Genomic DNA, 11,972 nt, shown 5'->3' with positions numbered 1-11,972 from the left:
CAACTGATGCGCGAATCCGCCCGGCAAAACCGGGCGGATTCGCACTGTGTTCAGCTCAAGCCGCTCTGCACGCTCAGGACTGCTGCGCCGCGACCTGTTCCAGGGCTTCGCAGGTGAATACCTGGTAGCCCAAGTCCTGGTGGTACCCGTGGATCTCGCGGGTATCGAGCCGGTCCATGTAGTCCAAGATGCCCAAGGTGATCTCCTGCCCCGGAACCAGCACCGGGAAGCCCGGCGGGTACGGGGTGACGAACACCGCCGAGACCACGCGGTCCCCCGCCAGCAGCTGGGTACGGATCTGCGCCGAGGACAGGAAATGCGTCGCCGGATCCTGGTAAGTCAGGTAGTAGGCCGAGCGCATGTCGCCGCTTCCGCCGCCTCGGGAGAATTCAGGAGCGAAGGCGCTAAAGTCCGGCAGTGGAATCTCTTCGGTCGCAGGCTTCTTCCCCAGCGCCAGCACGCGGCCATCCAGCCGGCGCTTGCGGTCCAGTTCCTCGGCGATCTTCACCAGCACCTCGATCAGGTGCGCCACTGCGGAACGCGTGGTGCCGATATTGGTCATCAGCAGCACCGAGGTGCGGCTGGTCTTGTTGACCTGGATCGAGTGCCCATCCATCAGGTACTCGTGCTTGAAGGTGTCCCCGTCCACGCCGGTGCGGCTGATGTCCAAGGTCAAGCGCGAGGGGTCCACCACGAACTCGTCTGCCGCCCAGGCTTCGTCCCAAGCCGCCAGGCCGTCGCGCACCGGGTTCTGCGTCGCGGAGTGACGGTACTTCTGCGGAATCAGATCCGTCGAGTGCAGGATCTTGAAATACTTGCCCAGCAGCTCGTTGCGCGCCATGGCCCGCGAAATCGACTGCGCCAAATCGACCTGTCGCTGCACCAGCGCATAGCCTTCCAGCTCTGCCTGCCGGCGGCCGATATCCAGCGAGGCAAGGATCTGGTAGTTCGGCGAGGTGGAGGTGTGGGTCATGTAGGCCTCACGGAAGGCGTTGAGGTTGCGCACCGCGAAATCCTGGTCATAGATGTGGATCATCGAGCCCTGGCGCAAGGAGGTCAGGGTCTTGTGCGTGGACTGGGTGGAGTACACGCGCAGGCGGACCTGCTCCGGATCCGGAATCAACCGGGTGTCCAGCCAGGCCTGGTCGTTCTCTGGGTGCGCAATGGTGCCCGGTTCCGGCAGCGCAAGCTGCTGCGCGGCGTAGCGCTCGCGGTATTCGGCGCTGTCCAGTTCTGCTTCCAGCACCCCAGCCACGGTCATCGCGGTGCGCCGTCGGTACACCGGGTGGAACCCGGCGAAGGCGAACCAGGCCTCGTCCCAGAGGAATACCAAATCGGGTTTGATCGCCAGGCATTCTTCCATCACCCGGCGCGGGTCATAGATGATCCCGTCGAAGGTGCAGTTGGTCAGCGTCAGCATCTTGACCTTGTGCAGCAGGCCCTCGCGGCGCAACTGCAGCAGCCGTCCCTTGATCTCTTCCAGCGGCACCGCCCCGTACATGGAGTGCCCGTTGAGCGGGTAGGCCTCCAGGTAACTCACGTTCGCTCCGGCCAGCACCAGGGAATAATGGTGCGACTTGTGGCAGTTGCGGTCCACCAGCACGATGTCCCCCGGGGCGAGGATCGACTGGTGCACGATCTTGTTGGCCGTCGAGGTGCCGTTGGTGACGAAGTAGGTTCGGTGGCTGCCGAAAGCGCGGGCCGCCAGCTCGTGGGCCTTCTTGATGGAACTCTGCGGATCCAAGAGGGAATCGAGCCCACCGGAGGTGGCCGAGGTTTCTGCCAGCAGCAGGTTCTTGCCGTAGAAGTCCACCAGGTCCCGTGCCCACGGGGAGTTCTGCACCGATCCGGCACGGGAAATCGGCATGGCATGGAAGACTCCACCGGGCCGTTTGGCGTACTTTTGCAGGGCATTGAAGAACGGGGTCTGGTACCGTTCGAGCACTTCCGAGACAATCGACAGGTGCAGGTCCATCCGGTCGTTGCGCGAGAAGATCCTGCGGAAGCGCCCGGTGATTTCGTGGGCGATGGATTCCAACGCAACTCCCGCGATCAGGTACACCGGAACTTCGGGCCGCAACTGGTCAAGGATGTTTTCCAAATCCAGCAGGCCGCGGATCTGCTTGGTGGATTGGAAGTAGCCCTCCATCCGCCGGGCAATGAAATTCTTGAGCGTCGAGGAGAGCCGGCGGCGCGTGCAGACATCAAAGCGGGCAGTCAGCACGACCGCCTGGATGCCGGGATTGATCAGGATCGCGGCCAAGGCGTCTTCCACGCTGGGCACCACCACGAAGTTGTAGTGGAAAGGATCGGTATGCTGGCGCTGTTCGGCGATTTCGTCCTTGAAACGCTCAATTTCTTCCGCAGGCCCATTGTCCACCAGCAGGATTTCCACCATCGGGACCTGTGCCTTGCCGGGGCCCGGTGCGACATTGCCCAGCTGGGCCGGATCCGCTTCCGCCCCTTCATGGCCGTCCATGTCGACATATTGGGTCTGGTTCCTGAAGGTCTGGTTCGCTTGGTAGACCAGCTTCATGGCATCTTCATACTGCCCGCCGGACATGAGCCGGGAAACCTCGTTGAAGTAGTCGATGCCGGGATTCGCCCAGTACGGTTCGATGGCTGCCAGTAGCCCCATCAACCGGCCGGCTTCCAGCTCATGTTCTGTGCGGCGTTCTTCCTCCTGGTATTCAGAAGAAATCTCGCTGAGTACATAACCCAAGTGCTCCCACGCATCCTTGCGCTTGCGCCACGCGCTTTCGGGCGTCGCCGTTCCTTGGTTCGTCCCGTAGGTCAACCTCTTGCTCACGGTTGCCGGTCTTCCTTTCGCCCCTGCAGAGTTAACTGGTTGTTAACCGCGCGAGCACAGCTGCCCCGCTCGGTATCGAGAGACTATGCCACTTCCGGAACCGTTTCGAACCGTTTCGGCGATATTACGCATTATTTTCGTCATTCGATGAAGTGTTCACCCAGCGTTTACCGCAGGTGGAATGAACCGGAAGCAAGAGCCAGAAACCGGTGAATTATCGCTGAATTCTTTTGCCTTGCCGACCGCTCAGGATTCCGCGGGCTGCCCGCCGCGCTTGCGCGCCCCGAGCACCATCGAGGTGCGCAGCTGGACCATTTCGCCCCAGTTGGTCTTGGCAATGAATTCATAGAGATCCCGCTGGGTTGGCACCGTGACATCGACCAGCAGCTGGGCATCACCGGCCACCGCTGCAACGTATCTGACCTGCGGCAATCCAGCGAGCAGGGTTCCCAGCGCATCCACATCGGCAGGGGAGACCTGGACCCAGAGCAGCGCTTCGACCTTGAACCCCATCAGTGCCGGGTCAACCAGTGCACGGATGCTGATGTGCTCGCCGCGCAACAGCCAGTCGACCCGGCGGGAGACCGACGTTTCGCTCATGCGCACCTGGCGCGAAATGGCCTCGATGCTGGCGCGTCCGTCCTTGCGCAGCACGTCGATTATGAGGTGATCGCTTTCGCCTAGCTCCCCGATAGGGTTCCATGCAATTAATTCGCCTCCTGCGCTGGGAGACAACGCCGCTTCCTGCCCCTGGCTCAGCTCCCCGCCGCGCCAGGCGCGAATGGTCTTGAAGTATTTCAGGATCGGGTAGATCTGGATATTACTCAGGCCCGGTGTCGCTGGCAGCTGCAGCGTGAGGATGTCCTGCAGCCCGCCGTCATAGTGCAGTTCGCTCACGACGTCGCTCTCACCAGTGACCATATAGGTGAAGCTGGTGTCGGTTCGCGCGGAGAGCGCCTGGCTGGCAACCGGGATCGTTCCCGGCGCGCAGCTCAGCGAAGCGATGACAGCGCCGGAGCGATGGGAAATGGCCGCGATCTTCACCTTGCCCTGCTCAAGCATCGCTGATCCGTAGCGGGCTACGGTGCGTTCCGGTTCGCCAATCACCCTGGCGATCTTGCGCCACGTTGCCCTGCCATCCACCTGCAACGCGACAATAATTCGGCGTTCCAGGTCGCTGAGCTCGGTCAAATCCTTCATCATTCCTACTTTCAGGCCACAACCGTCGTTCATCGCCGGTACTTTTACGAACTATACGAAAAAACGCCCGATACATTCGTCGAAATCCCCGATATCCGGGATGCAATTCGGGTCGATTTGGAGGAATTGGCCAGAATTATGGCCAATCTATCCATATCTTGCCAGAAGCATTCTAATCCCGGATCGTTGAACCCGAAAGAGATCCACCTCACATTGATTTTCAGACCCTAGGAGCGCAAATGAATCCGCAACTCGTCATGGCGGCAGGTGATCCTGGTTCAACCGATATCTGGGCTGTCGCCAACTCCCCCGTTCTCTGGATTTGCGCTCTGGGCGTCTTCGCGGTCATCTTCGTCCAGTGCATCCTGTACTCGCGTGCAGCGAAGAAGGCCGCCCCGCACGTGGACATGCCAATCAATGAGGTCAAGGAATCCTTCCGCGCTGGCGCGGTAGCCTCCATCGGGCCTTCGCTGGCCGTGGTCCTCGTGGCTATTGCCCTGCTGGCCCTGTTCGGCACTCCGGCTGTGCTGGTGCGCATCGGCCTGATCGGCTCTGCCGCGGCCGAAACTGCTTCGGCCAGCATCGCCGCGGGCACCATGGGCGCCCAGCTGGGCGGCGACAGCTACACGCAGCAGGTCTTCGGCGTCGCATTCATGGCGATGAGCCTGTCCGGCGCAATGTGGATGATCTGCACGCTGATCATGACACCGCTGCTGAAGAAGGGCGGCTCCACGCTGGCCAAGCGCAACCCGGCAGTGATGGCGCTGATCCCCGCCGCCGCCCTGCTCGGCGCCTTCTCCGCCCTGACCATCGCCGAGCTGCCCAAGTCCAATGTGCACCTGATCCTGGTCGGCATCTCCGCTGCGGCCATGGGCTTGTGCCTCTACCTGGCCAAGGTGCTGGAGCTCAAGTGGCTGAAGGAATGGGCCCTGGGCATCTCGATCGTCATCTCCATCGTCGCCGCCTACTTCCTGCACACCGCCTAAGGACCGATCATGACTACGACATCCCAATTGTCCAGCGCCGACGCTTCGATGGCGCGCTTCGAGAAGCAGACTTCCCGCTACGGGTCCATCACGATGCTCATCGGCTTGGTCCTGTCCCTGATTGGCCCGATCTACATCGCTTTCTTCAGCGGGCTGGAGATCACCAGCACAATGATCTGGGTGGCCTTCCTGACCGTAGCCGGCACCTTCGGGGTGCTCTGGTTCGTCGAGCCGCTGACCTATTTCCCCATCCTGGGTTCGGCCGCCATGTACCAGGCCTTCATGATCGGCAACATCTCCAACAAGCTGCTGCCCGCGGCCATCGTGGCGCAATCGACCATTGGCGCCAGGCCCGGAACCAAGCGCGGCGACCTGGCCGCGGTGATGGCCATCTGCGGTGCCGCCACCGTCCACCTGACCAGCTTGCTGCTGTTCGTCGGCCTGCTGGGCACCTGGCTGGTGTCCATGATCCCCGCCGATGTCATTGATGTGGCCCGCCTGTACATCCTGCCGTCGCTGATGGGCGCGGTCCTCGTGCAATGCATCGTGGCCATGAAGTCCCTGCGCCCGACGGTCATCGCGATCGTGCTGGCCCTGGTGATGAACTTCGTCGTTGTCCCGATGGCTCCGGCCATCGGCATGTTCGCCACCGCCATCGTGGTCATCGCCTCCATTGTCTTCTCCTGGGTCCTGCGCGACCGCAAGAAAATCCACACTTCAGAAAGCTAGAGGATCATCGCATGCTGAACACCTACGGACTCACCGACGCCGAAACCCAGGCCTTGCACGAGGACTACCTGCACCTGCACCGCAACCCGGAGCTGTCCATGCAGGAGCACAACACCGCTGCGTTCATCGAATCCAAGCTCAGCGAACTGGGCATCGAGCACTTCCGTTGCGGCGGCACCGGCGTGGTGGGCATCCTGCGCAACGGCGAAGGCCCGGTGGTGGCCTTCCGCGCCGACAGCGACGGCCTGCCGATTGCCGAGGACACCAAGGCGGAGTACGCCTCCACCGCCAAGGGCTTTTTGGCAGATGGCACCGAGGTCCCGGTAATGCACGGCTGCGGCCATGACACCCATGTGGCCAGCGCCCTGGGCGCGGCCCGGGTGCTCGTGCGCAGCACCGATGTGTGGGCCGGCACCGTGGTGTTCATCTTCCAGCCCGGCGAGGAAACCAGCGCGGGAGCCGCCGCAATGCTCGCTGACGGCCTGTGGGATCGGGCACCGCGGCCAACCGCGGTCCTCGGCCAGCACGTATTCCCCTTTGCCACCGGCACCATTCATATCACCCCGGAATCGGCGATGGCCATGGCCAACTCGCTGGAGGTCACCCTCTACGGCAAGCAGGCCCACGGTTCCCAGCCGCAGGATTCCATCGACCCGATTGTGCTCGGAGCCAATATCATCACCCGGCTCCAGACCATCACCTCGCGCGAGCTGCATCCGCTGGATTCGGCCGTGGTCACCTGCGGCTCCTTCCACGCGGGCCTGAAGGAAAATATCATCCCCGACACCGCGGTATTCACGCTGAACATCCGCACACTCACCGAGCCGGTGCGCGAGAAGGTCCTGGAAGCAGTCACCCGGATCATCAATGCCGAGGCGGATGCCTCAGGGGCACCTCGGCCGAAGATCGAGCAGCTCTACACCTTCCCGCGGCTGTACAACGACCCGGAGCACACCGGCAATGTCGTCGGCGCGCTGCGCCAGGAGTTCGGCGAGGAGCAGGTCCGCCTGGTGCCGCCGCTGATGGGATCCGAGGACTTCGGTTCGCTGGGCGATGCCATCGGCGTGCCGAATGTGTTCTGGATGTTCGGCGGCGCCGACCCGCAGGACCCGGCACCGGCTGGCAACCACTCCCCGTTCTTCCTGCCTGAGTACCGTGGAGCGTTGGATTCCGGCGTGCGCGCAGCCTTGGCCGGAATTCGCCATTATCTCGGCGCCTAACTAGCCAACAAGAGCGCGTAGGGCCTGGGTGAAGGAAAATTTCCTTCACCCAGGCCCTGAGCTGTTTCAGCTCCCCCGGCGTGTCAGAGCTGGGCGCGCCCGTCGAGGTAGGCGCCGAGCACCTGCAGCACGCCGTGATCAAGGTTGGACGGCGCAGTGAAATTCGCGGCTTCTGCCACCACGGGGTGGGCATTAGCCATCGCAAAAGAGTAGGTGGCGGCCTTGATCATTTCCAGGTCGTTGGGGTAGTCGCCGAAAACTGCTGTTTCATCGGCGCTGATTCCCAGCTTCTCCTGCAGCGCATTCAGGGCCAAGCCCTTGTGCACGCCATGATTCATCGCATCGACCCAGTGGCTCCCCGAGATCACCACCTGCAGCGGAACTTCCAGCGCCGTCGCCATCTCCTTCACTGCACCGGTGCCGACGTTGATTGCCATCTTGATGATCTCGTCCTCGACCAAAGCCAGGTCGTCCACCACCTGCACTGCACGGTAATACGGTGCAATCGCGGCGGCGAACGCATCATCGGCGCGCTCCACATAGGCGGTGCGGCGTCCGCACAGCACCAATCCGGCATCGAGCGCAGATTGCGCGCGGACGGCCTGGATGACCGCGTCAACCGAGGACTTACCGATGATGTTGGAGTAGATCTCGTTCTCGCCATGCATCACGACGGTGCCGTTCTCGGCAATGATCGCGATCTCGCCCAAGGGGGCGAACTGCTCGCGCAGGGTGGCGAACTGGCGCCCGGAAGCCGGCACGAACTTGATGCCGCGTTCCTGGAGCCGGTCGATGAGCGCCCAGGATGCCTCCGGGATTTGGCCCTCGCCGTCCAGGAAGGTGCCGTCCATGTCAACGGCGACGAGCTTGATCTGGGCGTTCGGGTCAATCGTATGCATAGGTTCCTAGTTGCCGGGATTCAGCGCGCGATGCGCGGCGCCCAATACCCCGGCGGCGTTGTTGAAGCGGGCGGGCACGATCTTGGCACGCAGTTCCAGCTGCGGCAGGAATTTCTCGTGGTCTTCGGAGATCGCTCCGCCGATGATGATCAGATCCGGGCTGCAGAGGAATTCCACGTGGGACAGGTAGCGCTGCAGGCGGGCGATGTACTGTTCCCAGCTGAGGTTTTCCTCGTGCATGACTCGCGCGGCGGCCTTGCTCTCGGCATTGAAGCCGTCGATTTCGAGGTGGCCGAATTCGACGTTAGGGAAGAGCACTCCGTCGCGGAAGAAGGCCGAGCCAATGCCGGTGCCCAGGGTCAGCAGCAAGGTGCTGCCCTTGACAGGCTTGCCATTCTCGGCTCCCGCACCCGCGTAAACCTCGGCGACGCCGGCGGCATCCGCGTCATTGAGCACAAAGACGTCGCGGCCCAGGAGCGCACTGAACGAGGCGGTGACATCCAAGCCGATCCAGGCCTTGTCGATATTGGCCGCCGAGTGCACGACGCCGTCGATGACGATGCCGGGCACGGTGACACCGGCGGGAATCCCGGCCAGCTCATCGCCGGTGAGCTCCTGCAGGTCGGCAATGATTCCTGTCATCACCTGGGCGACGGCCTCCGGATGCGCGCCTTCTGGGGTGGCGGCCTTGCTGAAGGTGCTCTCAACGAGCTTGCCGTCGGTTCCAACCAATCCGTACTTGATGGACGAGCCGCCCAGATCAAGGCCGATGGCAGCGAACTGCGACGTGGATGCCGATGCGTCAGATGGTGCCATCAGTGGTCTCCCCGGAGATGCAAATAGAATTTTAAGGACTCTTTACAATATATAGCTTGGATCACTTTGGTCAACGTGCCCGGTAGTTTTCCCACAAGTTGCCCAAGGCGAGCTCCCGGGCACCAGCCAGTGCCCCGCGTGCCGCGGCTTCGGTTCCCAATGCGGAAAGCTGCACATGGACCGGCTTGGGCAGCAACCTATTCAGCTCGCTCTCCAATGCCGCGCACAATTCAGGGGTCAGGCCCGGACCGATGGCCACCACCCGCTGCGGATCGACGAAGCCAATCAAGTTCGCCAGGACCTGGCCGAACGGCGCAAGGAATGCCGGCCAGTTCCGTTCGTCGGCCAGCTTCTCCCAGAGCACGCGGGTCTGGAACATCCCCGCCTCGGCGAGCGCTTCGCGCAGGTTTGTCCCGCCCACCACCTGGGTCTCCAGCTCGCCAGCGGTGCCGTGCTTGCCGCGGTGCAGCGCACCGTCGATGACCAGTCCTGCGCCCAGGCCAGATCCGATATAGATCATCATCAAGGAGTCTGCCTGCTCGCCCGCTTCGGCCAGGGCCATCCAGTTCACGTCGTTATCCAGCAGCACCGGAACACCGTCAGCGAATTGGCCTGCAAGGTCAGCTCCGGAGGAAGGGAAAATCGGGGTAGCCAGCACGCGCAGCTCGCCATCGCGCTCCACCGGGGCCGATTGGCTCACGGCCGCGGCCAGCAGCGGGGAGCCGAGCTCGGCGGCCACGCGCGAAATCTCCCGGGCACCCATTTGCGCTACTTCCGCTGCAGTGGTTTGCGCGGTGAGCGGGTAGAGGCGGTCCACCAGGGTTTGCCCGGCCAGGTCGGTGGCGCGGACCTGCAGGAATTCAGCCTGCAGGCACAGGGCCAGCAGGTGGCCGAAGCTGCTGTCCAGCGCATAGTGCTCCGGTACGCGTCCGCGCTTGGGCTCGTTTTCCCGCTCGATGGCCAACGCCAACCCGTTCTCCTGCAGGCGCGAAATCGCCTGCGATGCGGTGGGCTTGGAGATGCCCAGATCCGCGGCGATCCGGGTCCGTGTCGCCGGGGCCTTGCAGAGGTAGTCGAAGACCCGGATGTCGGTCAGGGTTGCCAGGGCACGGGGCCCCGCAGTGGAATCAGTCACCCACCAATCCTACTGGGCTTCCGCCCCGATTCCGGGCAGCAGAACTTGGCGTACCGAGCGCCCGTCAGCCAGATCGTCGAGGGCTTCGTTGATCTGCGCCAGCGGCCTGGTCTCCACCAGCTTCTCTACCGGGAGCCTGCCTGAGCGCCAAAGCTGCTCGTAGTAGCCGATATCCTGCTTTGGCAGCGCAGAGCCCATATAGCTGCCGATAATCGTGCGGGCGCCGGCGGTCAGGGCCAATGGCTCGATGCTGCTCATCGCGCCCGGGGCCGGCAGCCCCACGGTCACCAGGGTTCCGCCCACGCCTGTGGCCTGCAATGCGGTTTCGAAGGCCCGCGGATGACCGGCGGCCTCAACCACGATCTGCGCACTGCGCTGCCCCAGCTCCTGCGGCGTGCAGGCTTCATCGGCACCCAAGGCCAGCGCGGCCGCCAGCTTCTGATCATTGGCATCAATGGCCAAGATCCTGCCGGTAGTCCGCTGCCCTGCGGCCACCAGCAAGGCGGCCATGCCCACTCCGCCCAGTCCAATGATGGCCACATCCTCGGCACCTGTTGCCTTGGCGGCATTGCGCAGCGCGCCGCCGCCGGTGAGCACCGCGCACCCCAGCACCGCGGCCACCTCGGCCGGCACATCCGCGCCCACCGGTACCAGGCTGCGCGCATCCATCACCGCATAATCGGCAAAGGCCGAGACGCCCAGGTGGTGGTGGACCGGCTTGCCATCGAGCATCAGCCGGCGAGCGCCAGTCAGCAGGGTTCCAGCGGTGTTGGACGCGGTGCCGGCGCTGCACGGCAGCTTGCCTCCGGTGGCGCAGGCTGCGCAGTTCTCGCAGCGTGGCAGGAAGACCGAGATCACCTGCTGGCCAATGTCCAGCTGAACCCCTTCGCCAACCTGCTCGATGATGCCGGCCGATTCATGCCCGAGCACCATCGGCACCGGACGCGGCCGGTTCCCGTCGATGACCGACAAATCCGAATGGCAGAGTCCGGCAGCCGTAATGCGCACCAGCACTTCCCCGGGGCCGGGGTCGCCCAGCTTCAGCTGGCGGATCGCCAGCGGCCGGTGCTCGGCATAGGGGCGCTGGTTCTGCGTGTGCCCCAGCACCGCTGCCTGGATCTGGCGCATGCTCAGCCGGCAGCTGGCTGGTTGGCGTTGGCCGGTTCCGGGATCCACCCGCGCACGGCGCCATCAGGCAGCAGGTTCTTCACGATCAGCGAGCAGTCCTTGTCCCCCAGCCCCTGCTCGATCAGTTCGTCGAAGTGCTCGCGGGCCAGGGTTGCTGCCGGCAGCCGCACGCCGGTGCTTTCCCCGGCATCTAAGGCCAGCCCGACATCCTTGCGTGCCAGATCGGTGCGGAAGGTCGCTTCGAAATTGTTGTTTGCCGCAGCGGTATCGATGATGCCGGGCACCGGGTACCAAGTCTGCTGCGCCCAGGACCGGCCCGAGGAGACCGAGGCGATCTGCCAGAAGACCTCGGGATCCAGGCCCAATGCCTCGGCCAGCTGGGAACCCTCGGCGCTGGCCATCAGGTCGATGAACAGCATCATGTTGTTGCAGATCTTGGCGGCAATGCCCATGGAGGGCCCGCCTGCGACGATGGTCTTGCCGCTCATCGGGGCGATGAATCCGCTGGCCCGGTCCATCACTTCCGGCTCACCGCCGAGCATGAAGGCCAGGGTCCCCGCCGCTGCGCCGGAGATGCCGCCGGATACCGGGGCATCAACGAAGTGCAAGCCGCGCTCCGCGGAGCCTGCGTGGATGTAGCGGGAAGTTTCAATGTCCACCGTGGAGGAATCCAGCAGGAGCATGTCCTTGGTGGCGTTGGCCCAGATGCCTGCCTCGCCCTCGTAGACCGAGCGCACGTGCGCGCCCTTGGGCAGCATGGTGAATACCGCATCGGCATGCTCCATGGCTTCGGCCACCGAGCCGGAGATCTGCACCCCGCCTCCCGCCGCGGCGGCGCAGGCCTCCGCGTCCAGGTCGTAGCCGCGCACCTGGTGCCCGGCGGCCACCAGATTCGCTGTCATCGGTCCGCCCATGTTGCCCAGGCCAATCCATGCGTACGTGCTCATCTGCACACCCCTCGTCGTTGCGTACCGTCCTTTCAGGCCAGCGTAGGATGCCGGTCGTGCCGGACTCAATGCACCCCGGCACGGCAATTGCGCAAGCCCGGTG

The 11,972-nt window shown here is 63.7% G+C and carries 10 protein-coding genes; 3 read left to right on the top strand and 7 right to left on the bottom strand.

The annotated features are described in order from the left end of the window. Positions 1–73 precede the first annotated feature (73 nt). A complete protein-coding gene (locus BKX98_RS15245) occupies positions 74–2,809 on the bottom strand; it encodes an aminotransferase class I/II-fold pyridoxal phosphate-dependent enzyme (RefSeq protein ID WP_073707894.1) in 2,736 nt (911 codons plus the stop codon). Positions 2,810–3,055: 246 nt separating this feature from the next. Continuing rightward, entirely contained in the window at positions 3,056–4,009 is a 954-nt protein-coding gene (locus BKX98_RS15240; protein WP_073707942.1) for an Lrp/AsnC family transcriptional regulator, read from the bottom strand. 239 nt (positions 4,010–4,248) lie between these two features. Here BKX98_RS15240 and BKX98_RS15235 point away from each other — a divergent pair, with 239 nt between their 5' ends. Genes BKX98_RS15235 through BKX98_RS15225 form a run of 3 tightly spaced genes read left to right on the top strand, consistent with a single transcriptional unit; the run spans position 4,249 to position 6,944 of the window. Next, on the top strand, positions 4,249–4,995 hold the full coding sequence (locus BKX98_RS15235) for a DUF5058 family protein (RefSeq protein ID WP_073707893.1): 747 nt from the start codon (positions 4,249–4,251) through the stop codon (positions 4,993–4,995). Between the two features lie 9 nt (positions 4,996–5,004). Further along, positions 5,005–5,724: a hypothetical protein gene (locus tag BKX98_RS15230; RefSeq protein WP_073707892.1), complete on the top strand. Its 720-nt coding sequence runs from the start codon at positions 5,005–5,007 to the stop codon at positions 5,722–5,724. A gap of 11 nt (positions 5,725–5,735) precedes the next feature. After that, a complete protein-coding gene (locus tag BKX98_RS15225) occupies positions 5,736–6,944 on the top strand; it encodes an amidohydrolase (RefSeq protein ID WP_073707891.1) in 1,209 nt (402 codons plus the stop codon). 83 nt (positions 6,945–7,027) lie between these two features. Here the strand turns inward: BKX98_RS15225 and BKX98_RS15220 are convergent, their stop codons facing one another. The 5 genes from BKX98_RS15220 to mmsB all read right to left on the bottom strand — a co-directional run bounded on the left by BKX98_RS15220 (position 7,028) and on the right by mmsB (position 11,869). Further along, the gene (locus tag BKX98_RS15220) at positions 7,028–7,843 is read right to left on the bottom strand and encodes a Cof-type HAD-IIB family hydrolase (RefSeq protein ID WP_073707890.1); all 816 of its coding nucleotides are present in this window, start codon (positions 7,841–7,843) and stop codon (positions 7,028–7,030) included. Between the two features lie 6 nt (positions 7,844–7,849). Beyond that, positions 7,850–8,659, bottom strand: a complete 810-nt coding sequence (ppgK, locus tag BKX98_RS15215; RefSeq protein WP_038991604.1) for a polyphosphate--glucose phosphotransferase — start codon at positions 8,657–8,659, stop codon at positions 7,850–7,852. Between the two features lie 70 nt (positions 8,660–8,729). Continuing rightward, complete coding sequence (locus tag BKX98_RS15210; RefSeq protein ID WP_073707889.1) at positions 8,730–9,794, bottom strand: ROK family transcriptional regulator; 1,065 nt, start codon at positions 9,792–9,794, stop codon at positions 8,730–8,732. A gap of 9 nt (positions 9,795–9,803) precedes the next feature. Beyond that, positions 9,804–10,922 (bottom strand): alcohol dehydrogenase catalytic domain-containing protein, encoded by a 1,119-nt coding sequence (locus BKX98_RS15205; protein WP_073707941.1) that lies wholly within the window; start codon positions 10,920–10,922, stop codon positions 9,804–9,806. Positions 10,923–10,924: 2 nt separating this feature from the next. Beyond that, positions 10,925–11,869 (bottom strand): 3-hydroxyisobutyrate dehydrogenase, encoded by a 945-nt coding sequence (mmsB, locus tag BKX98_RS15200; protein WP_073707888.1) that lies wholly within the window; start codon positions 11,867–11,869, stop codon positions 10,925–10,927. Positions 11,870–11,972 lie beyond the last annotated feature (103 nt).

The sequence above is a fragment of the Glutamicibacter sp. 0426 genome (genome assembly GCF_001906485.1).
Classification (GTDB): Bacteria; Actinomycetota; Actinomycetes; order Actinomycetales; family Micrococcaceae; genus Glutamicibacter; species Glutamicibacter nicotianae.
This window is presented reverse-complemented; position numbering and strand designations above follow the sequence as displayed.